Below are 22,078 nucleotides of genomic sequence, written 5' to 3'. Positions count from 1 at the left end.
CGACTTATAGATTTTTCTTCTTCATTTCGCCCACGGCGTAATTTGCGGCCCGGGCTGTAATCGCCATAAACGTGAGCGACGGGTTCTGGGTCGATGTTGAAGTCATGCAGGCTCCATCGGTAACGAACACGTTTTTGCAATTATGAAACTGATTCCACTTGTTTAGCAGCGACGTTTTGGGATCGTTACCCATGCGTACCCCGCCCATTTCGTGAATATCAAGGCCGGGTGCTTTGTCGGGCTTATCGTGCGTCTGGATATTCGTGAAGCCCGATACCGTCAGCATTTCGGTCATTTGCTCGTGAAAATCCTTGATCATTTTCTCGTCGTTATCGTCGTACGCAACGGATACGCGCAACTGCGGAATGCCCCAGGGGTCGGTCAGGGTTGAGTCGAGGGCTACGTAATTGGTTTCTTTCGGGATAGTTTCGCCCATCATGTGCGAGCCCACTCGCCAGTTGCCGTACCTGGTCTGCATCAGGTTGGCTTTCAGGCTTTCGCCCATACCCGCCGTGTCTACGTTCGTCATGCGGCTGCCGCTGAAACCAGCCGCATAGCCCCGCAAAAAGTCAGTTTCCTGCTTGAAGACGTTGCGGAAACGCGGAATGTAGCTGCCGTTGGGCCGGATACCTTCGGTAATCGTATCCTGGAATCCTTCATACTCCGCCGAAATGGTCGTGCGGAAGTTGTGGAACGCCATGTATTTACCCAACAGTCCATTGTCGTTGCCCAGTCCGTTCGGGAAGCGGCTCGACTTTGAGTTGAGCAGAATCAGGTTGGAGTTGAGGCAGGCTGCATTTACGAAAATGACACGAGCGTAATACTCGGTCATCTGCTTCGTGTTGGCGTCGATCACCCGAACACCCGATGCCTTTCCTTTTTTCTCATCATAAATAATCGAATGCACCACCGAATCCGGCCGGAGGGTCATCTTACCCGTTTTGGCAGCCCAGGGCAGCGTGGATGAGTTACTGCTGAAATAGCCACCGTAGGGGCAGCCTCGCTGGCAGATCGACCGATTCTGACACTGCCCCCGCCCCTGCTGGTAATGAATGGGTTGTGGCTTGGTTAGGTGCGCACACCGGCCAATAATTACCGGGCGGGTGTTGTTGTAATGTTTCGCCATTTGCTGGCTAAAGTGCTTCTCCACGCACGACTGCTCATGCGGGGGCAAAAACTCACCATCGGGCAGTTGCGGCAGGCCGTCTTTGTTGCCCGAAATTCCCGCAAATTTCTCTACATGGCTGTACCAGGGTGCAATGTCTTTGTAGCGGATGGGCCAGTCGATGGCGAAGCCATCGCGGGCGGGCCCTTCAAAATCGAAGTCGGACCAGCGTTGGGTTCCGCGCGCCCACATGAGCGACTTACCGCCTACCTGATAGCCCCGAATCCAGTCGAAGGGCTTCTCCTGAATATACGGGTGCTCGGCGTCTTTGACGAAAAAATGGCTGGCGTCTTCGCGGTTGGCGTAGCACCGGCTGGCAATAGGGTTGGCGTCGATGTACTCCTTGGTCAGTTGTCCGTTATGCGGAAACTCCCAGGGTTGCATCATGGTAGTGGGGTAATCGGTAATGTGCTTCACATCGCGGCCCCTCTCCAGCACCAGCGTACGTAAACCGGCACCGGTCAGTTCTTTGGCGGCCCAGCCTCCACTAATGCCCGACCCCACCACAATGGCATCGAACGTACGCTCTTTAACCGAATCTATATTGAGAAATGACATGTCACAAAAGGAATTGATAGGTTAATTGGAGACAAAACCAGACTACAGGACTTTGTATGTTAGACCATAAACATACTGTCCAATAGCTAACGTCTGGTGTCTAATAGTCTGATAAATAACTAACTTTTCAGGGTCACGCATCCGTGATAAAAGCCCGGTGCCATGTTGAATTTCAACTGGTTGACCATGTAGTATTCCGAGTTACGAAACCCCTGAATGGTCAGGCCTTTGACAAGGTTCACAAACTGTTTGGCGGTTGGGTCAGTCGAGTTGGCCATTTGCGTAAGTACCTCAAGCCGCTGCGTTGAATCACAGTTTACAAAGGGTTTTGAGAAAGCCTGCTGTGCCACCTGATCCACCGAAACAAGGCCTTGCTTCAGCGTATTTTTGGCCGCATCGCCGTAGCAGTCCTGAATCATGCGCTGCACAAACTGATGGACATTAAGCGATTTGGCACCCGGCGTCGTAGTTTCCGGAATAATGGTTTCCGTGATCTCGGCCAGAAGCGCATCATTGGAAACGGACAATAATGACGAGGTTCCAATCGATTCGGGAGTCCAGCCAGAAGCCCAGGCCGGTAAATTCATAAGCCCACCGACAGCCAGTGCGACATGTTTTAGGGCAGAACGTCGTTGCATAGAGGGAATTTGTGTTAAGTACTTGGGATAGAAAGCTGCGATTTTGCCTTCTTGCTTTACCAGGGGCATTCGCCTGAAACTGGGAAATTACACAAAATAAAGTCGGCAAATGCAAAAAAGTAACCAATATGTAAAACGCAAGTAAAGAGGGTTTCTAACCAGTTATGCCGCGAATTAGCCCATCGACTTAACGCAAAAGCGCCTATAACCATACTTATCAGGCAACAATACCTTATTTATCAAGCCGTTAATACCACGCAACCGATTCCTTAACAGACTTAACCCTTCTTCAACCTCTGCCCGGTAGTGAAGGCTTTGACATGGGGCTCCAAACAACAAAAACCCCGCTCGACAACTCATATTGGCTTGTCAAGCGGGGTCATGTATGTATGCTGCTGCTTTTGGGAAATTACCCCAGAATCTTTTCCAGACACTTCACGGTAATCAGATACGTGGGCTTCACACCCAGCGAACCCAAACTGCCAGAGGCCAGTGTCGCGCCTGTTAGCAGCGGGTTGTCCGATGCGTAATAAGCGTACCGGACCTTCACATTGGCCGGGATGCTCTGCCGAATCCGAACGTGGGCCTGAATGGCTTTCTGGTAGTGAGCCCCTTCCATTTCAAGGCCTACCGCGTTCCACGACGAGTTTTTGAAGTAGCTCAGAATCTCTTTGTTCTGCAGCGAGGTGCCCAGCACAGTAATCATGGCACCTTCAAATACGTCGAGTCCGGCCCCGACGAAGTCGGCCGCGCAGAAATCGTTGTCCAGTGGGTAATTATCGGCCGTTCCTTCAAAAATGTGCGAGGTCGGAATCATCAGATCCCCCTTGTCGCCGGTCAGAATCCCCGCCTTACCCATGATCGAGATCGAAGCCACGTGTAACGGGTACACCTGACCATCGCGCTCGTAAGGCTTCAGCAGCTCGTCCATCGTTTCGAAAGCCTGCTCGCCAAACGCGTAGTCCATCACCAGAATCAGCGGTTTCTCCTCCCGAACCGTCGGGATATTAGCCTTGATTTCGTCGGATAAAAGCTCAGGGTCAATGCGGCCGGTATCAATCAGCTGCACCAGCAGGCTCGTGCCCGCTATGTCGTGCAGCTCGTGCAGGCCATTATCGAGCGCAAACGCCTGCACCTGCTCGCGCAGGGCCCGGTTGCTCGACTGACTCAGCTTGAGCGCCAGATCGTACAGGTCGTCATATTCCACCGACTTGTCGAGGGCGATGGGCGCGTACAGGCAGTTCATGACACTGTGCGGGTTGGCACTGACGATGTGCACCGGGCGGTCCTGCAGGCCATTTTCCCAGATATACTCTTTGATACGCCGGGCCCAGCGTTCGCCGTACAGGTGCTGACCGATACGCTCGCGCAACATCGGCGTGAAGTTGATTTCACGGTCGATGTTCTCGCCCCGCAGTTCGCCCATCGACACGCTACCGAGGCTGTACACGATCTGAAACAGACCGGTGTTGGTGGAGCCAGTTTCTTCGAAGCGTGCATAAGCACGCTGGGTTTCCTCGAACGTACGGCCCAGAATCGAGCTAAGGTAGGTAAGCGCCAGTTCGCGGTCTTCTTCTTTGACCGTGCCGCCCGCCTTTACAATGGCCTCCAGTTTCTGCCACTCACGGGTTTTGCTGCCACGCTCCTGAATGGCATTCCGCCGGATTTTGTCGGCCTCCATAAACATGAAGGTGAGGTGCGTCAGGATGTCGTAAATCTCGCTACGGCCGTTGGTCACCTCAATGACCATTTGCTCGGCATCGATCCGGTAGCAGTTCCGACGACGCTTGGCCGGTACCAGCACCGGAAAACGGGAGTGTTCGAACCCTTCGCGTGAGGCCAGTGTGATTACCCGGCAGGCTTCGATCCCTTTGGGCAACCGATCCATTACGTACACCAGACCATCGAGTTCGACCCGTTGCGCATCGCCTACCGAGCCGTAAATCTCGGGGCGGAGCGTAAGCAGCGCTTGCCGGATTTCTTCGCCCGATACGCCCGACGGTTTGTAAAAACCCCGGTTAAACAGGTGGCGCATAGTGATGTACAGTCGTTCGATGGCTACCCGCGACTCCTGTGCGCGGGTCAGAGGTGGAGAGGGTTCAAGATTCATTCTTTCGATACTAAACGTGGTTTTTGTGGTGGTAAAGCCCCCTTCGGAGCGAAAATATTTTAGCTACTACAACAGTAACCCGCCATTTAGTTCATCCTGTTTGTTAATTTCCTGTTACGCCCATGCCGGTCAACGGCCCGATACCTGTTCAATTCACCACGATCTCAGCCCCAACCCGAAGCTATCCGGGCAATTATTGTGGGCGTTGTTATGCCCGGCGAATCGGAATTTTGACAATTTGGTCTCATTTCAACGTACTTTTACCAGACCAATCCAAATCACTGTGTCGGTAAAATCTTTTTTGACCCCCTCACTCCTTTCAGGCCGTTGGCCGTTCGCCTTTCTGGTAATCAGTTTTTTAGCTGGCAATTCATGGGTACGGGCCCAACAACCGTTTCAGGTTACTACCGAAGCAGGGCAGTATATGTCGTCGGGCACGCAGACTCCTTTCTGGCTTCGTACCAACCAATTTGGCATTGTGCCGCTGCAATCGCCTAACACGACCCTCCGGGCGGGGGCTCACCTGGATTACGACACAACTCGCCTGAACGAACGGCGCATTAGTTTTGGGGGCGGAGTACAGGTTGTGGGCAATACGGCCGCCAACGGCCAGGTGATGCTGCCCGAAGCATTCGTGAAAGCCCGCTTGAGGATTTTCGAACTCTACGCCGGCCGTCGGCGCGAAATTGTGGGTCTGCTCGACTCCACCCTGTCATCCGGCTCTTATTCCTGGTCGGGCAACGCCTTGCCGATTCCTAAAATTCAACTGGAAATCCGCGATTACACCCCGATCAAATTCACCAAGGGCTGGCTCTCGATCAAAGGTAGCTATGCCCACGGCTGGATGGGTGGCCGGTACGTGCGGCACACCATGCTGCACCAGAAAACATTGTACGGCCGACTCGGTAAAGCCGAAAACCGGTTTCATGTGTACGGGGGCGTCAACCACCAGGTAGTCTGGGGTGGCTACAGCGACGAGCTGGTTGGATCGGGGTTGGTAACAAGTCCGTATTTGCCAAACAGTTTCCGGGATTACCTCAGCCTCATTAGTGGATTCCGGGCGGTTAATACCGGCATCATCGACCAAAGCCTCTACACGGATTTCGACCTGACCAACCGGGTAGGTAATCACTTGGGGTCCATCGACATAGCCTTCGATTACACGGGCAACACGCACTCGTTTTACCTGTACCGGCAAAGTGCTTACGAAACGGGCTCGCTCTTTTACGGTACCAGTATTGCCGACGGGCTACTGGGGCTACGGATTCGGGCCAACGACGAGTTAGCCCTCGTGCGGCAGGTGCTGATCGAGTTTTTGAATACCACGAGCCAGGGCGGCCCTGAGTTCGTGATCGACGATCCACAGCGCCGGGGCAAGGTCGACTATTTTAACCATGCCCAATTCCGCGATGGCTGGTCGTATATGTACCGGGCGGTTGGTACGCCATTTATCTCACCTGCTTTAGGGCCCAACGGCGAGTTTCCGTATGGAGGCTTTACCAACAATAACCGGGTTCGGGTCTTTCATTTAGGTCTGGCGGGTTCACTGCCATTTGGTGGTGCAGCCCTCAGCAGCCCCATCACCTACGAGACAAAACTATCCATGAGCCGTAACCTTGGCCGGTACGACGAACCATTCCGCCCGATTCGCAATCAGTTTTCGGGTATTCTGACTATTGCCGCGCCATTGGCTATTCTGGGTGGTATTCAGCTCACAGGCTCGGTAGCACTCGACCGGGGTGCGCTGTACACCAACGCGGTGGGTGGATATTTGGGCATCCGGAAAACCTGGACCAACTCGGTTCGGCGCTCGCAATCGGCATCCAGTACCAACCCGAGCCGTAGCGGTTTTCGGGAGTAAGCCGGCCTACCCGCATGAAGCGTTTCCTGCTTTTACTGCTGTGTTTTGGGGTGCTACAGGGAGCGGTTGGCCAACCGCTCCCTGTAGCACCGGCCGTCTCCGGCGCGCCCGAGCTGAAGCAGGGGCGTCTGGTTGGTGTGGCCATTGGCTCGGCCGTATTTTATACCGCCACCATGATTCTTTTACGAAAAGCGTGGTATAAGAAGCGTGTTCCTTTCCATGCATTCAACGACAACGGCGAATGGCTTCAGATGGACAAGGTGGGCCATGCGGCTACAGCCTACCTCATGAGCCGGGGTGGCTATGAGCTATTTCGCTGGACGGGCCTCAACGACCGGGCCGCGACCCTTACCGGCGGAGCACTCGCCTTATTGTTCCAGACTACCTTAGAGGTTTTTGATGGAACAGCCGAAGGGTGGGGTTTCTCGCGGGGCGATATGGTTGCCAATGTAGCAGGCACCGCTCTGTTCATGAGCCAACAATACGCCTTTGGCAATCAACCCGTTCAGTTAAAATACGGCTGGCGAAAAAGTATTTATGCCCCCTACCGTCCGAATTTACTGGGCAAAACCACGGGCATTCAACTGCTGAAAGATTACAATGCGCAACAGTACTGGCTGTCGCTGAATATTACGAGCGCGTTTCCGGTGGGGCCGCAGTTTCCGCGTTGGCTCAACCTGGCTGTCGGCTACAGCGGCAGTGGTATGACCGGCGGACACACTAACCCGCCTTACACGGGCCCTGATGGCCGGGAGGTAGTTTTTGAGCGCCGACGCCAGTTTTACCTCTCTCCCGACGCTGACCTGTCACGAATTCAGCAGTTCTCCCCCACTGCCCAGCGCTTCATCGGGATGGCCCAATTCTTTAAAATTGCGGCCCCCTCGCTCGAATACAACCGGGTCAATGGGGTCCGGTTCCACCCGTTTTTAGTCAAAAAGGATTAAGCGCTCAGACAAATTGAAACGCTTAATCCTTTTCTGATTGCCTTTCCAGATTGTAAAGATTTAGGCGGCTCGCCAATCAAATTCCTGGTAAAAATCTACCAACAACCCATTGACAACAAATAAGTCATAAGTCAGCGTGAGTCGAAGCCCTATGTGCCAGCAATTATTTAAAGACCAATCACTTGCAAACCCTTTTCCATAACCCACGCTAAATAACAAGCCTACTTAGACCAACCAAAAGTCAAACTACCAAAACGAAAAACCCCTTATTACGGCTGGTTGATCGACGCGGCCGCTGCGGTATCCAAAAACCAATAGAGCTTACCCGCTGGCTTAATTACCTGCGATGGGTACTTGTCCGGGTTGAATTCACCATAGAGAACTTCGCGCAGGGGCTCTGCCTTTTTCTCGCCCGCCACCAGAAACGCCACCGCAGCCGCTTCGTTCACAATGGGGGCCGTCAGCGTCAGTCGGTACATATCCTGAGCCTCCAGAAAGTACGCCCGTGTCCAGTTCGTTTGATCATGCACCACCTCCGTACCCGGAAACAACGACAGGGTATGCCCATCGTCGCCCATGCCCAGCAGCACCAGGTCGAAGGTGTGCGGCCGATTATCAAAGTACCCGTGAAGCAACTGCTCGTAGGCCATCATCGACTGGGCTGGTTCCAGATCAGTCTGCATCACATGAATCTGCTCTGCCGGAATGGGTACATGGTTGAGCAGGGTATCGTAAGCCATGCGGGCATTGTTCCGGTCGTCTTGCAACGAGACATAGCGCTCATCGCCCCAGAACACGTGCCATTTCGACCACGTCAGCGCATCACGATATGGTGCCTGCGCCAGCAGTTGATGCAGGGCCTTGGGGGTGCTTCCACCCGATAGAGCAATACAAAAGCGGTCGGCGTGCCGGAGCACTTCATGTTCATACCGTACGAGCCAGTCGGCCACATCGCGGGCCAATTGCCCGGCATCGGGCGAAATACCTATCTCCATATCTATCGGGTTGTCCAGGTAAAACCATCGTTAGCAAGTAGTTCCCCGGCTGCTTCGGGGCCCCAGGAGCCCGGCGTGTAGGTAGGTAACTCAGCAGTCCGGTTACTTTCCCAATGTTCCAGAATCGGGGTTACGGCCTTCCAGGCAGCCTCTACCTGATCGGCCCGCATAAACAGGGTAGCGTCGCCCGTCATCACATCGAGCAGGAGGGTTTCGTAAGCTTCGGGCTCCTGTCCCTCGTAGGCACTTTTGAAGCTGAACACCATCTCGACCGGATCCAGATCAAGTACCTGACCGGGCTTTTTGGCCTGGAACCGCAACCGAATGTCCATGCAGGGCTGGATGTTTATCATCAGTCGGTTCGATTCCCAACTTTGGGTTACCTCGGCCGGGAACGCCAGCTTGGGTGCCGCTTTGAACTGCACCGTGATTACGGTCATTTTCTCGGCCAGTGCCTTGCCTGTTCGCAGGTAAAACGGCACTCCATACCACCGCCAGTTGTCCACAAAAAACTTCACTGCGGCAAAGGTTTCAGTTTGCGAATCGGGAGCAACGCCTTCCTCCTGTCGGTAGGCCGGCATCGATTTTCCCTTAACTTCACCCGCCCCATATTGCCCACGCACCACCATCTGTGGCACTTCGTCGGGTTTCATCGGGCGAATGGCGTCCAGCACATCGACTTTCTTATTACGTACTTCGTTGGCATCAAACGAGGTAGGCGCTTCCATGGCCACCATGCAGAGCAATTGCAACAGGTGGTTCTGAATCATGTCGCGCAAGGCACCGGAACCCTCGTAGTAACCGCCCCTCCCCTCCAGACCGACCGTTTCGGCGGCTGTAATTTGTATTTCCTCGACGTAGTTCCGGTTAAAAAGCGGTTCAAACAAGGCATTTGCAAAGCGAAGGGCCAGAATATTCTGTACCGTTTCTTTGCCCAGATAATGGTCAATCCGGTAGATCTGCTCTTCGGCAAACAGGCCACCCAGCAGTACATTCAGCTCGTGCGCACTGGCCAGATCGTGCCCAAACGGTTTTTCGACCACCAGTCTCACCCGACCTGATTCATTTGCGAATGGCAATTTGCTCAGATTCGTGGCAATACCGGGCACCAGCTGCGGGGCTACCGCCAGGTAAAACAACACATGCGGAGCCACGCCCCATTCGGCTTGTTTCTGCTCAACAATCTGGGCTATTGATTCGTACGCTTCGGCTTTGCCAGCATCCATTTTGAGGTAGCCGACACGGGCCGAAAACTCATCCCAGGGTCCCTCCCGCCGACGCGAAAACTCTTCTACGCCGGCCAGCAATCGCTCCCGAAAACTGGCATCGGAATACTCGCTGCGGCCAATACCCACCACAGCAAACTGTTCGGGCATGAATCCGTCGATGTACAAATTGAATAGCGCGGGCGTGAGCTTTCGATAGTTGAGATCGCCACTACCGCCGAAAATAAAGACGACCGTAGATGGCGTCCGGTCTTTAGCCGAAGGGAGCATACTAAAAAGACGTTTTTTTGCAAACGGCGCAAGTTAGGCCCGTCTGCATAGAGGAACAACTTTGGTATAGCATTGTTAAACACTGTAAGCGCAGTGGGCAGGCTGTAAACACAAACTACCCACGCGACTTTAGCTTTCTAACCGCTTCGATACCACTCGTTTCCTCTATCACATGACCATCGCCATCGGCTCCGACCACGCCGGCTTCCGCTACAAGGAAGCCATTAAGAATCTTCTTACCGAGTTGGGACATACGCCTATCGACAAGGGCACCTTTTCCGAAGAAACCGTCGATTACCCCCGTTTTATCCGACCCGTTGCCGAGGCCGTTGCCTCAGGTGAAACAGAGCGGGGTATTGTGTTGGGGGGCTCGGGCAATGGCGAAGCCATGATGGCCAACCGAATCAAAGGTGTGCGCTGCGCTCTGTGCTGGAACGAGGAATCGGCACGGCTCGGCCGTCAGCACAACAATGCCAACGTGATTTCGCTGGGGCAGCGAATGATGAGCGAGGAAACGGCTCTCCGAATTGTCCGGGTCTGGCTCGATACCCCCTTTGAGGGTGGGCGGCATCAGGCCCGAATCGATCAGCTGGATGCCTGACAACCGCACGCCCATAGCAAAACAAAACCGGCTCCCCATGATACATAGGGAGCCGGCTAGCAATGAGCGTAGAGCGCTACTTAATTTTTTATCAGGAACGGTGTAATACCGGTCAGCTTCTTGAGGCTATCGGTGCTGGCTACGGCCTCTTCCCGAACAGGCGAGCCGATAGCCGCAACTTTGAACAATTGCCCCCGGCGCGTGGGCTGAATCACATAGGCATCGGCATAGCCTGCCTTTTGGAGCGTTTTCTGGAAACGCACGGCATTTTGCTTGCTCGCAAAACTACCGGCAATCACCGTAAACAATGGCGCTGTTCGTTTTTCCTCAGCTTTGGGAGCCGCCGGTTCGGGTGCACTCTCGGGCAAGGCCTCGGCTACGAATGGATTGGCTTTCTCAACTTCCTTCACCGCTACCGGCTGAACCACCTTTTTAACCTTTGCGGCTACCGGCTTGGCAACAACCGCCGGGGCAGCCGGTTCGGGAGTAACAACCTCGGCAGCAACGGGAGTAGGCGTAGGAGCTGGCGTTGGTTCGGGCAGTGCGGGCGCCGGGGTAGCCATTGCAATGGGGCTCGGCTCTTTGGCAGTCTGCACCATAACCGGTGTTGCTGTTTCGGCTTTCACCTCACGGTGCAGGTTGGCTTTCAGCCACGACGGAATCCGGAACCAATTAGCGGGGTTAAGGCTACTTTCCATCGCCTGCCCTGGCTCAACTACTGTGAGGTAGCTAAGTGCCCCAAAGGTGCATACCAAAGCGGCTGCCGCCACCCAACGCAATAGCGGCCGCGGCCGACTGACGCGCACAAAGGGCGTTTGCTCCAGAACTTCCTCCCGCAACACAGGACCCAACGCCATAGTTTGGGCCACTTCCTCAGCCTCGACTTCCTCGATTTTCAGTACCGATACACGCTCAGCCTGAACGGCCGACATACCGAACGATTCGCCAAAGAAATTGTGCCGTAACTCAGGGTCGAACTGCAACTTGCCCTCCACGTTGGGCGTGAAGAGACCAATGCCTTCGACAGAAAAGCTACCGGCCAACTGCACATGCTGCCGAAGTTCATTTACAAAATCACCGATACGCCGAAGGGCTTCTTCGCGCGTCAGTGATTCGTGCAGCATAATGTAATTGGTCAGAATACCGTCGTCGAGCCGGAGGGCTTCGTTAAATGCCAGACGTTTGCGGGGCGGCAAAAACTGCCCCGTCTCAGCCACGTACGTGGCCCGCTGGTAGTGGGTTAAGAAACCCCCTAACTCCGGCACGACCACACAGTCGTACTGATACAGCAGCTTCTTGAGGTAAGCGCCGACGGACACCATAGTCAGATTCGATTAGGGATACAATCAGAAGGAATATGTAATTCCTCCGAGAAAGTTAAGGCCCTGAACCGGATAATACAAATAGCGCTGGTAATTCTGGCCGACGATGTTATTTAACGAGACAAACGCAGCAAACTGACGACCTAAGAAATAGTCAATTTTTACGTTGGCATCCCAGATGGCTGGAAGCTTGTAGGTGGTGTTTGACACAAAATTGCGTGCCTGTAGCCCCTCGTAAAAGTACAAATCGGCCGTGACGAATAATTTTTTGTTCAGGATATACGAATTCGTCCAGCGACCCGCAATCCGGGGGCGGTGCCAAGCGGCTTCGAGCAGGTCAAGGTCGTAGCGGTAAAAATCGACACGCAAGTTCGAGCGGAACTTGTCGCGCTGACTATACCCAACCTCACCCGTCAGGTTGAGTACCCGAGCTGTACCGGCGTCGTAAAGGGCAAAAAACTTGGTTGTGTCCGGAAAGGTATTGTTGAACGTGTAGAAGTTCCGATACCGGGCATACGACACCTTGCCCTCAAACGAGAACCCTCCGCCTGCCTGCCCTTTTACCCCACCGTAATAATCGCCCAGCTTGATCGTATTCGCCAACGGGATTTGCGGTGATAACCAGCGATTTTCGTTCAGCAACGTGCGCAGCGTATTCCGCTGAATGTCGCCATCGATCCCCGCAAAAAAATGCACATTCCCCACGGGTGCTACGTCAATATCGACAATCGGGAACGCCCGGGTATTGTTAATTTCCAGCCGCCGGTCGGTTTCATTCACGGCATTGACACCGGCCGTAATGGTCAACAGGGGCGTTGCGTATTTAAACGTCGGCTTTACCCGATACAGGTTCCGGTTGTCAACAAACTGATCCGTGCGCTGGGTCACGTAGGCATCGGCCGCCACGAGTGCGAAAACCTTATCTGTGATGCCGAGCGAGCCCTTAAAGTTGGTTCCCCAGTCAAACTCGGCCGCATCGTAGCGGTCGTTGAGCAGGGTGATACCGGTCCGAAGCGAGTAGTCGATCGTGTTGTCAGTATTGGCATTCTCCAGTCCAACCCGGAAGTTGTAGGTATTCAGGCGCTGCCGAATATCGTCGCGGTTGGGCACTTCGGGCCGCCGGCCGTACCCGTAGAAAAAGAAGCCTTCGCGCTGATAGCCCGCATCGGCCTGAAGCTTGATGGCATCGGTCAGGTACTTCCCCGTGATGTTGAAACGAGTGTCGCTCTGCCCCGAGTTCTTCCCATCGACCGGACCAATGCCCGACGACAGGTGCTTCAGCGAGCCTTCGAGCACTACATTCTGAGGGCCCGTGGTCCCGACGAACGCTTCGCCCAGAAACGACCCGTAGTTACCAGCGCCCAACTTTACGTAATTGTTGTATGTGGGCTGTGCCTCGGCCTGTGTGCGCGAAGGCGGTAGCACACCCGGCGTGGTTTTGGGGTCGCCGAGTGTAAGCGGCCGGTCCTGAAAATTATAATTCACCTTCCGCTCCTCAGCCGATTGCTTCAGCGACGGAATCTTGTTGAAGATCCGGTTGGCTGGGGGTAGCTCAATCCGGCGGCTTTTTTCAACCGTGATTTCCTGATTTTCTACTTCGCCCTCCCGCTTGGGCGGATTGGGTCGGGGATTCTGAGCCGAAGCCGCCAACGAAAAACCCAGCAGGGCGAGTGTTAGTATGTAGGGTGAATGCGAGGTCATAAGGTAATGGAAGTAGCCCGGCCTGATGGTTGCTGAGGCATTCGGAGAGGGTCAGGATGTTACCCCGACCCCACTCCTAAACCTATATGGCAAGCCGCACCGGCGGGCGATAAATCAGTTTTTAGACTCCAGAGCGGCCAGTTTTTGCTTGGCCTCAGCCACCACCCGGTCGTCGGATGCGTTTTCGATGATTGAATTGAGCACGGCGCGGGCCTGAGCCAGTTCGTTTAGGCCTACGTTGTTGTCGGCCACCAGAATAAACGCACGGCCTTTCCAATACTCAAACTCGCCAAACGTCTCGTTGAATTTGAGCAGGGTCGCAATGGATTCTTTGTATTTTTTCTGCCGATACAAGGCTTCACCAATAAGGTAATTCGCTTCGGCTCCGTACACGTCTTTAGCCAGGGCAATGGTCTTTTCAAACTCAGCGGTGGCCGCTTTGTAGTCGTTACGGCTCAGGGCAATCTTACCCAGCATAAGCTGAGCCCGGTTCTGAGCACCCGGCAGCACGTTGCCTGCTTCTACCACCTCACGAGCGTAATAGGCCGCCGAGTCGAGCTTAGGCGCAACAAAGTAGGTTTCCATCAGACCAAGCTTGGCCGCCACCTCCTCGTTTTTACCATTGGCCCGATTCAGCACAAACTGGTAGTTGCGTACGGCACGGGCGTAGTTTTTCTGGCTTGTTTCGAGTTCGGCCGCGCGCGTTGCCGCTCGGGTCGCAAACTCCGATTTGCCATCGGTCAGAATGAGGTTATAATACCGTAGTGCATTGGCTACGTCTTTGGTCTGCCGGTACGACTCCCCCACGTAATACCGGGCCTCATTCAGGTTTGGGCTTGCCGGATACTCCTGCATAAAGGCCAGCAACGACTGGATAGCCTGCGCGTATTTTTCGTTGAAATAGATATTTTTGGCGTTGTCGAACTCCACTTTCTCCACGTCGGAGCTACCGGGGTTCGACTTCTTGTACTGACCCAGCACTCCCGAAAACTCCTCGGGCCGACCGGCATCGTTCAAGGCATTTTGCAAGCCCAGCAAAGCCCCCTGCGCCTGATCGGAGCTTCCGTACTCGTTCAGGATTCGCCGGTAATCAGCAATGGCCTGATCGTACGTTTGCAGGTTACTGTAAGCCGTAGCCCGCTTGAGCAGGGCTGAGGGGATCAAATAGCTCTGCGGCCGGTCCTGAATGAGCTTGCTAAAACCGCGAATAGCCACCTGATAGGCACCCTTTTCAAAATCGACATTGGCGGCCTGAAAGAGGGCATCGTCGAGATACCGCGATCCGGGATACTGCCGCTGCAACTTATCAAACTCGGCTTTAGCTTCGGTATCACGGCCTACATAACTCAAAATCAAGCCTTTTTGATACGTAGCATAATCACGATCGCCACGGCCGCGGGCAATCACTTCATCGTACGCCCGCATGGCTTCGTTGTATTGCTTGGTAGCAAAATACCCATCGGCAATACGCACCCGCGCGTCTTCCACTAAGCCTGCATCACCCGCCTGCGCACCCTTGCCAACAAAGTCGCGGAAATAGGTCAATGCTCGGCTGTAATCTTTCTTGTTGTAGTAGGCGTAGCCCAGTGCGTACAGGCTTTTGGCACCCAGTTCGCCCGGTGTGCGCGATAACGACGCGTACATCGGAATAGCCGTATCGTATTGTTTCTGCGCCGAGAACGTTTCGGCTTTCCAGAATTGTGCCGATTGTCGCAACTCGGCATCGGCCTGTACACTCAGTGATTTATCGAAGTTCTGCAAGGCCTGGGCATAGCGTTCGGCATTGTAATCGTTTACGGCCTGATTGTAAGTCAGGCGCTGGTACGTAGCGTTGATTTTGGGCGTCCGGCGCTTCAGCTTTTCGATGTACGCAATGGCAGCCGGGTAGTTGTTGGAAGCAAAATACGCTTCACCCAGCAACTCGTTGGCTTCGTTTTCAAACGGACTGTCGGGGTAACGCTGCAAAAAGGCATTCAGCTCTTTTACGGCATCGGTCCCGTTGTTCAGGTCGAGCTGCACCTTGGCGTGATTAAACTGAGCCTCTTCCTGAATGGGCTTACTGAAAGCCAGCCGCCCGGCCTGATCAAACGCGGTGAGTGCGTAACTCGGATTCTGCGTTTGTAAGTAGCTAATGCCGAGCGTAAAAGCAGCGTACTGCGACACGGTATCTTTACCGGTAGATAAGGGTTTCAGCTGCGTAATGGCTTCGTCATACTTGCCGGTTCGGAACAACGACTGCCCATACCGAAACTTCACCGGACCGGGCACTTTGGCCCCTTTAGCAGCCAGATACTGCTTATAATATGGAATAGCCCGGTCAAACTTACCCTGTTGGTAATATACCTCGGCCGTTACAAGCCCGACATCGCTCAGGTTGGTCCCCCCCCGCCGGAGCAATGGCTCCGTGTACGCCAGCAACTGATCGAACTGCCGTTCGCGGTAGAGCGACTGAGCAATCCAGTTCGGAACTTCGTTCTGATACGTCGGATTCTGCGCAATGCGTTTGAAATCGGCAACAGCCTCGCTGAAGTTATTATTGCGGTAGTTAATCACCCCGGCATAGTACGAAGCCGCCGGAGCATCTTCGGCATCAGGGTCGAGCTTGATCTGGTTCAGCAGCGGCAAGGCCCGATTGACATCCTGCGTATTGAAGTAGGATACGGCCAGCCGGTACTTGTTCTTCGCCATTTGGGGGCCTGAGGCATTCTGCCCAACCGCCTTCTCCAAAAAGTCAATGGCTTTGGTGTAATCTTCACGCTCGTAGTAGTACTGACCCAAGTCACCGTAGAGCTGCCCAGCCTTGGGGTGCTGACTATGATTTTTCACAAACCGGTCTACCAGCACTTCAGAACCCGGCTCGTCGAGATAAAGACTCGACAAAGCAATGTGGTATTCAGCATCCACTACGTTCTGGTCAGCCGCAATGGCTTCCGACGCGTTTTCGCTTACCTTTCGGCGGTCGAGATATTGCCGGAATTCGTAGCGGGCAGCACCGTAATTGCTCTTCTCGAACAACTCGATGCCGTTACGGAAATGATAATCAGATTCAGTATAGCTCAGGGTGCGCTGGCCGGCGGCAGGAAGCGCCAAACCGATCCCCGCGAATACCGTGAGCGCGAGAACACCCGCACGGGGTTGGGAGTAGGACATAGATACCGGAATGGTTGCGTAGGGAGGCAAAGCGTTGTACTTTCGCCAACCATTTTTTGCAAAAAACGAAAGTAGTGCCAAAATCCGTATGAAAAATAATTTGCGGTATTCCTTTTTACTCATGGTATGGGCGGTTTTAGGCTACGGCCCCACCCAGGCCAGCACTTCACCTTCAGACAACGAAGCTCCGCCTTCCCCCCAAATCACCTACACACTTTCAATGCCGCAGCCGGCCAATCACTACTTCGAAGTAGAGATGAAGCTGAGTCAGATTGCCGGCCCTGCTAACCTGAAAAAGAACGGGTACATCGACCTGAAAATGCCCGTCTGGACCCCCGGTTCGTACCTGATTCGCGAATACGCCAAAAACGTGGAAGACTTCCGGGCTACCGTTGGCGGTAAACCTGCGCCCGTTGAAAAAATCCGCAAGAACACCTGGCGTATAAGCACCCGTGATGCGGTTGGCGACGATATAACGGTTCGCTACCGGGTGTACGCCTACGAACTTACCGTCCGAACCAGTTTCCTCGACGACACGCACGGCTACGTGAACGGCGCGAGTATGTTTCTGTTTAACGATGCCCTGAAAGACCAGCCTTCCCGCCTGGTCATTCAGCCCGCCAAGGGGTGGAACAAGGTATCCGTAGCCCTCAAACAGGCGCCCGGTGCGCCGTTTACGTATGAGGTTCCCAACTTCGACCTGCTGGTTGATTCGCCCATCGAAATCGGAAACCACCGCACTTTTACCTTTACAGCCGCGGGCGTACCGCACACCGTCGCTCAGTTTGGCGAGGTCGAGTACAATGAGCAGAAATTAGCCGCCGACTACAAGCGGGTTTGCGAAACAGCTACCTCAATATTCGGCGAGCATCCCTGCACTGATTACACGTTTATTGTTCACCACACCAACGTGGGGGGCGGTGGCCTGGAGCATCAGAATTCAACCAGCCTCCAGACTACCCGCGCGGCCTACGCCACCGAAGCCAGTTACAAGGGGTTTCTGACGTTGGTAGCCCACGAGTACTTCCACCTCTGGAACGTGAAACGGCTGCGGCCTATCGCCCTCGGACCGTTTGATTATGAAAACGAAAACTACACCCGCGCCCTCTGGGAAGCTGAAGGGTTCACGTCGTTTTACGAAGACTATATTCTCCGAATGGCCGGCTTCCATACACCAGAGCAATACCTGTCGGTGGTAGCAGGCGATATCACCGGTATTGAAAATCAACCGGGCAACCGGGTACAGTCGGTAGCTGATGCCAGCTTCGATGCCTGGATTAAGCACTACCGGCCAAATGAAAACTCAAGCAACAGCACCATTTCGTACTACAGCAAAGGCAGCGTACTGGCTTCGCTGCTGAACCTGTCGATTTTGGCAAGCACCAATGGTCAGAAAAGCCTTACAGATGTGATGCGCCTGCTTTACAACCGCTACTACAAGGAACTCAAGCGTGGTTTCCGCGATGAAGAACTGAAGCAGGCGCTGGAGCAGGTAGGCGGCAAAAATCTGGACAGCTTTTTCCAGAAATACGTGTACGGCACCGACGCTATCGATTATGTTCCTTTCTTCGAACCGGTTGGCCTTCGACTGGTTAATGGGTATGCCAATGCACAGGATGCCTATTTGGGCGTAGCTACCGGCCTGAACCCAACCAACGGCCGCCAAACGATTACTTCGGTACGGCGCGGCTCCTCAGCCGAAACCGCCGGTCTGAATGTGGGCGATGAGATTCTGGCTATTGATAGTATTCGGGTCAATGAAGACGTAAACAAACTGATGGCGAGTTACCGACCCGGCAACACGTTTAAAATGATCGTAAACCGGGGGGGAATTCTAAAAGAACTCAGCGTCACGCTTACCCGGCTTCCACTCGTCACGTATCGGCTGGAACCCCTACCCAACCGAACCGAAACGCAGAAATCATTATACAACAAATGGTTACATATTAACTAATCCGAAGCGGGCCGCCTAACCATTGTTAGGCGGCCCGCTTTCTTTGAAAAAGACTATATCAATCTAATCATATTTCATATTAAACCAGTTGAGTATTACTGACATTTTTAATTAAGTATTAATAAATAAGTAATAAAGTCTACTTACTTGCAAACCTGTACCTTACCTGTATTAAAATATCCTCCGAATATCAGAAATTGGGGTTTACACCGTTCTCCTGCTTTGCAAAGACCTTAATGTTTCCATAGATTGCCTCTAAGTAAGTGGATTAAAGTCCTTTTAATACTTTAACCGCATTTTAAGTAATTTTCAATAACCTTAAATGGTATAATATTATTTTTGTACCATTAGTGTAAGTAACCTACCCCATAAAAGAAGTATTTCATGAAACACTCTGTCAAAGACGAGGAGCTGGTACGGCTGTACCTGCACACTCGCCAAAATGCCTATTTTGAGCAGCTCTACAAGCGGTACGTTGGCAAGGTTTACCGTCGCTGTTTTTCCCTCACCAAAAACCCTACTCAAGCCGAAGATTTCACGCACGACATCTTCCTCCGCATCCACTCAGGCCTCAGTCGATTTCAGGAACGTTCGGCATTTGCCACCTGGCTCTACGCCATCTCGTACAACTACTGTATGGATCAGCTTCGGCTCACTAACCGGGCCAACCTGATTGAACTCGACGAATCAGCGCACAACCTGCCCGATACCAACGATACCGAACACCTTGAGCAGCGGCTGCGTCATTTGTCGGTGGTGATGGAAAACATGAGTCTGGAAGAAACGATGCTCATCCGGCTCAAGTACGAAGACGACCTCGATATTAAGGAGATAGCCCGTCAGTACAACCTGAAAGATAGCGCGATCAAAATGCGTCTGAAACGCACCCGCGACAAGATTCGTCGCATGTACTTCGAGTATCACGATTAACCTTATTTTCTCTTTCCATTTGATCTATACCGTTTACATTTCCCTACCGACGCGTTGGTGACCGGACCAACTCGCCAGTTAACAGAACGTCCGTTTACAGAAACCACCTGAGGTCATGTAAACGGACGTTTTTATATGGAAACACCTTCTGTACGACAGGGTCACCCAACACGCCATCATCTGGCTTTAGCTGACACCCTGAGCCAAACGAATTGACGGCGAACGAGTTAAAAATATTCCAGTTCCATTCAGGAGTTTTTGACTGTTTTTTTGCCCAAATGTGTTGTTAAGTTAGTTGCTGCGTTTAAATTTATTGGCAGAATACCCTTTACTCACAACAAAATCATTCTATTCGTTTGGTCGAAAAAGTAATCACCTTAGACAACGTACCACTAATCGAATTTTTGGGCGTTGAGAACACCAATATCAAGCAGGTAGCTGCTGCCTTTCCGATGAGCCGCATTATTTCGCGGGGCAACGAAATTCGGATCAAAGGCACTACGCCCGAAATTACCCGCATTTCCGACGTATTGAACTCACTGCTGGAGCATTTTCAGAAATACGGCAAACTCACGCACGAAAACGTTGAAACGTACCTCAACGGAGCCAATGCCAAGGGCGAAGGCATCTTACCCGTAGATGTTGGCAATGATGAAGACGTGCTGGTGTATGGTACCCGAGGTATTGTGGTGCGAGCGAAAACCGCCAACCAGAAACGACTGGTCGAAGCGGCCAATCACCACGACCTTGTTTTTGCCATTGGGCCAGCCGGTACCGGGAAAACCTATACAGCGGTAGCGATTGCTGTACGGGCGCTGAAAAACAAAGAGGTAAAAAAAATCATCATCACGCGCCCGGCCGTGGAGGCAGGCGAGAACCTCGGTTTTTTGCCCGGCGACCTGAAGGAGAAAATCGACCCGTATCTTCGGCCTATTTACGACGCCCTCGACGATATGATTCCGGCCGAGAAGCTGAAGTATTATACCGAAAACCGGATTATCGAGATTGCTCCCCTCGCTTATATGCGCGGCCGGACGCTCAATAATGCGTTTATTTTGCTCGATGAAGCCCAGAATACGACCCCGATGCAGATGAAAATGTTTCTGACGCGGATGGGCCCTACCTCGAAGGCAATCATCACCGGCGACCGCTCACAGATCGACTTGCCCCAAAAACAGAAGTCAGGTCTGATTGAATCCGTCGATTTACTCCGTAAAATCAAAGGCATTGCATTTGTCGATCTGGATGGTCGGGATGTGGTGCGCCACCGTTTAGTGAAAGAGATTATTGCCGCGTATGAAGAAGCCGGTCAATAGCGTTTTTTTCCGGGTAACAGCCGGCCTGCTTATGCTGGTCGGCTTTGTTATATCCGCACAGGCCCAAACCACCCCCCATGTGCATACCGATCGGTGTGCCACTCCGGCTGTTGAACAACTGCTCCGGTTGCGCAACCCGGCTCGTCAGAAACAGGCCGAAGCCCTCGAGCGGCTCATTCAGCAACAGCAACTTACAAGCAAGGCACGCCAGGCCGACGACAATACGGTGTATCGGATTCCGGTAGTAGTACACGTGATTCACAACAACTCGTCGAATTTTGTGGGCGGTACCAACAACCCGAATATTTCCGACGAGCAGATCCAATCGCAGATTCGGGTACTGAACGAAGACTATCGCCGACAGGCCGGAACAAACGGCTTCAATACCAGCCCCATCGGGTCGGATACCGGCGTTGAGTTTTATCTCGCTACCACCGACCCGCAAGGGCAGCCCTCCAAGGGCATAACCCGGACGTATTACGACAAACAGACTGAGTTCGACGCCTTTTCGTACAGCGATCTCGTCAAGCTCTCCAACATTGTCTATTGGCCCTCCGACCGGTACCTGAATATCTGGGTGACCCGCCTGTCGGGCCTGACGCTGGGGTACGCTCAAATGCCTATGGCTGCCGACACCCTGCAAGGGCTCCCTACCGGTGCCGACGTACCCGACGAGAAAATTGATGGCGTGGTGATTTCGTACGTTGTTTTTGGGGCCAATGCCTGCAATGCTCAGTACCGCTCCTACTGCCAGGGCCGCACCACCACGCACGAGGTAGGTCATTGGCTTGGCCTGTTGCATACCAATGGCGATGTATCCTGTGGTACAGATCATGTCGCTGATACGCCCCCGGTCGAACAGCTTAACCGAGGCACCACCTGCACATCGATGTTTTCGGAGTGCGTGCGCGGTCAGCGAACGCGCAATCTGACCGAAAATTACATGGATTACTCGCCTGATGCGTGCATGAATATGTTCACACTCGGTCAGCGTGCTCGTATGCGAGCCGTGTTGGCGGTTAGTCCCCGTCGGCAGAAACTTATTCAGTCGGTAAACAATCCGTTAGGTGAAAGCGATCAGCTAAGCATAGCAATGGTTCCTAACCCGGCCCAGTTCGAAGCAACCGCCGAAGTGCGTTTCCGGGGGGCCAAATCGCTTACTGTCGAGCTACTCGACCTGAATGGTCGCCTTATTCAAACCCGCAACTATTCCACGACAACAAGCACCCGAGTTTCGCTCACAGTTACAAATCTGCCCAAAGGCATGTATATTGTTCGGGCAACGGCGGGCGACGAAACAACGGCTACCCGATTGCTTGTCCATTGATCGATTATTT

The 22,078-nt window shown here is 53.3% G+C and carries 15 protein-coding genes; 7 read left to right on the top strand and 8 right to left on the bottom strand.

From position 1 onward, the window contains the following. Positions 1-4: 4 nt before the first annotated feature. The 3 genes from RUDLU_RS0101330 to RUDLU_RS0101320 form a co-directional block, all read right to left on the bottom strand. Positions 5-1,723, bottom strand: a complete 1,719-nt coding sequence (locus tag RUDLU_RS0101330) for a GMC oxidoreductase (RefSeq protein ID WP_019986537.1) — start codon at positions 1,721-1,723, stop codon at positions 5-7. 119 nt (positions 1,724-1,842) lie between these two features. Then, a complete protein-coding gene (locus RUDLU_RS0101325) occupies positions 1,843-2,361 on the bottom strand; it encodes a gluconate 2-dehydrogenase subunit 3 family protein (RefSeq protein WP_027302653.1) in 519 nt (172 codons plus the stop codon). A gap of 409 nt (positions 2,362-2,770) precedes the next feature. After that, positions 2,771-4,471 (bottom strand): DUF6909 family protein, encoded by a 1,701-nt coding sequence (locus RUDLU_RS0101320; RefSeq protein WP_019986535.1) that lies wholly within the window; start codon positions 4,469-4,471, stop codon positions 2,771-2,773. Positions 4,472-4,772: 301 nt separating this feature from the next. Between RUDLU_RS0101320 and RUDLU_RS0101315 the strand changes: the two genes are divergently transcribed. Both RUDLU_RS0101315 and RUDLU_RS0101310 read left to right on the top strand, forming a co-directional pair. Continuing rightward, the gene (locus tag RUDLU_RS0101315; protein ID WP_245581610.1) at positions 4,773-6,332 is read left to right on the top strand and encodes a capsule assembly Wzi family protein; all 1,560 of its coding nucleotides are present in this window, start codon (positions 4,773-4,775) and stop codon (positions 6,330-6,332) included. A gap of 14 nt (positions 6,333-6,346) precedes the next feature. After that, positions 6,347-7,276, top strand: a complete 930-nt coding sequence (locus RUDLU_RS0101310; RefSeq protein WP_019986533.1) for a DUF2279 domain-containing protein — start codon at positions 6,347-6,349, stop codon at positions 7,274-7,276. 269 nt (positions 7,277-7,545) lie between these two features. Here the strand turns inward: RUDLU_RS0101310 and pgl are convergent, their stop codons facing one another. Then, entirely contained in the window at positions 7,546-8,271 is a 726-nt protein-coding gene (gene pgl / locus RUDLU_RS0101305; RefSeq protein ID WP_019986532.1) for a 6-phosphogluconolactonase, read from the bottom strand. Positions 8,272-8,273: 2 nt separating this feature from the next. Continuing rightward, positions 8,274-9,767: a glucose-6-phosphate dehydrogenase gene (zwf, locus tag RUDLU_RS0101300; protein WP_019986531.1), complete on the bottom strand. Its 1,494-nt coding sequence runs from the start codon at positions 9,765-9,767 to the stop codon at positions 8,274-8,276. A gap of 172 nt (positions 9,768-9,939) precedes the next feature. Here zwf and rpiB point away from each other — a divergent pair, with 172 nt between their 5' ends. Beyond that, entirely contained in the window at positions 9,940-10,368 is a 429-nt protein-coding gene (rpiB, locus tag RUDLU_RS0101295) for a ribose 5-phosphate isomerase B (RefSeq protein WP_019986530.1), read from the top strand. 80 nt (positions 10,369-10,448) lie between these two features. Here the strand turns inward: rpiB and RUDLU_RS30400 are convergent, their stop codons facing one another. The 3 genes from RUDLU_RS30400 to RUDLU_RS0101280 all read right to left on the bottom strand — a co-directional run bounded on the left by RUDLU_RS30400 (position 10,449) and on the right by RUDLU_RS0101280 (position 16,541). After that, positions 10,449-11,690 carry an HU domain-containing protein gene (locus RUDLU_RS30400; RefSeq protein ID WP_019986529.1) on the bottom strand — a complete coding sequence of 414 codons (1,242 nt, stop codon included), beginning with the start codon at positions 11,688-11,690 and terminating at the stop codon, positions 10,449-10,451. Positions 11,691-11,714: 24 nt separating this feature from the next. Next, positions 11,715-13,391 (bottom strand): TonB-dependent receptor, encoded by a 1,677-nt coding sequence (locus RUDLU_RS0101285; protein ID WP_019986528.1) that lies wholly within the window; start codon positions 13,389-13,391, stop codon positions 11,715-11,717. Positions 13,392-13,505: 114 nt separating this feature from the next. Beyond that, complete coding sequence (locus tag RUDLU_RS0101280; protein ID WP_044129739.1) at positions 13,506-16,541, bottom strand: tetratricopeptide repeat protein; 3,036 nt, start codon at positions 16,539-16,541, stop codon at positions 13,506-13,508. A gap of 88 nt (positions 16,542-16,629) precedes the next feature. Between RUDLU_RS0101280 and RUDLU_RS0101275 the strand changes: the two genes are divergently transcribed. From RUDLU_RS0101275 to RUDLU_RS0101260, 4 genes are all read left to right on the top strand, one after another. Continuing rightward, entirely contained in the window at positions 16,630-18,495 is a 1,866-nt protein-coding gene (locus RUDLU_RS0101275; protein ID WP_027302652.1) for a M61 family metallopeptidase, read from the top strand. Between the two features lie 384 nt (positions 18,496-18,879). Beyond that, positions 18,880-19,425 (top strand): RNA polymerase sigma factor, encoded by a 546-nt coding sequence (locus tag RUDLU_RS0101270; protein ID WP_019986525.1) that lies wholly within the window; start codon positions 18,880-18,882, stop codon positions 19,423-19,425. 356 nt (positions 19,426-19,781) lie between these two features. Next, a complete protein-coding gene (locus RUDLU_RS0101265) occupies positions 19,782-20,741 on the top strand; it encodes a PhoH family protein (protein WP_019986524.1) in 960 nt (319 codons plus the stop codon). Further along, entirely contained in the window at positions 20,722-22,068 is a 1,347-nt protein-coding gene (locus tag RUDLU_RS0101260; RefSeq protein WP_019986523.1) for a M43 family zinc metalloprotease, read from the top strand. Before RUDLU_RS0101265 ends, RUDLU_RS0101260 begins: the two co-directional genes overlap by 20 nt. Positions 22,069-22,078: the final 10 nt, after the last annotated feature.

The organism is Rudanella lutea DSM 19387 (assembly GCF_000383955.1).
Lineage (GTDB): Bacteria > Bacteroidota > Bacteroidia > Cytophagales > Spirosomataceae > Rudanella > Rudanella lutea.
Note: the sequence above shows the minus strand (reverse complement) of the source record. Positions and strands in the feature narration are given on the sequence as shown.

Coding starts and splice junctions, on each gene's coding strand:
- RUDLU_RS0101330 (WP_019986537.1), bottom strand. CDS start 1,723: ATGTCATTTCTCAATATAGATTCGGTTAAAGAGCGTACGTTCGATGCC.
- RUDLU_RS0101325 (WP_027302653.1), bottom strand. CDS start 2,361: ATGCAACGACGTTCTGCCCTAAAACATGTCGCACTGGCTGTCGGTGGG.
- RUDLU_RS0101320 (WP_019986535.1), bottom strand. CDS start 4,471: ATGAATCTTGAACCCTCTCCACCTCTGACCCGCGCACAGGAGTCGCGG.
- RUDLU_RS0101310 (WP_019986533.1), top strand. CDS start 6,347: ATGAAGCGTTTCCTGCTTTTACTGCTGTGTTTTGGGGTGCTACAGGGA.
- pgl (WP_019986532.1), bottom strand. CDS start 8,271: ATGGAGATAGGTATTTCGCCCGATGCCGGGCAATTGGCCCGCGATGTG.
- zwf (WP_019986531.1), bottom strand. CDS start 9,767: ATGCTCCCTTCGGCTAAAGACCGGACGCCATCTACGGTCGTCTTTATT.
- rpiB (WP_019986530.1), top strand. CDS start 9,940: ATGACCATCGCCATCGGCTCCGACCACGCCGGCTTCCGCTACAAGGAA.
- RUDLU_RS30400 (WP_019986529.1), bottom strand. CDS start 11,690: ATGGTGTCCGTCGGCGCTTACCTCAAGAAGCTGCTGTATCAGTACGAC.
- RUDLU_RS0101285 (WP_019986528.1), bottom strand. CDS start 13,391: ATGACCTCGCATTCACCCTACATACTAACACTCGCCCTGCTGGGTTTT.
- RUDLU_RS0101280 (WP_044129739.1), bottom strand. CDS start 16,541: ATGTCCTACTCCCAACCCCGTGCGGGTGTTCTCGCGCTCACGGTATTC.
- RUDLU_RS0101275 (WP_027302652.1), top strand. CDS start 16,630: ATGAAAAATAATTTGCGGTATTCCTTTTTACTCATGGTATGGGCGGTT.
- RUDLU_RS0101270 (WP_019986525.1), top strand. CDS start 18,880: ATGAAACACTCTGTCAAAGACGAGGAGCTGGTACGGCTGTACCTGCAC.
- RUDLU_RS0101260 (WP_019986523.1), top strand. CDS start 20,722: ATGAAGAAGCCGGTCAATAGCGTTTTTTTCCGGGTAACAGCCGGCCTG.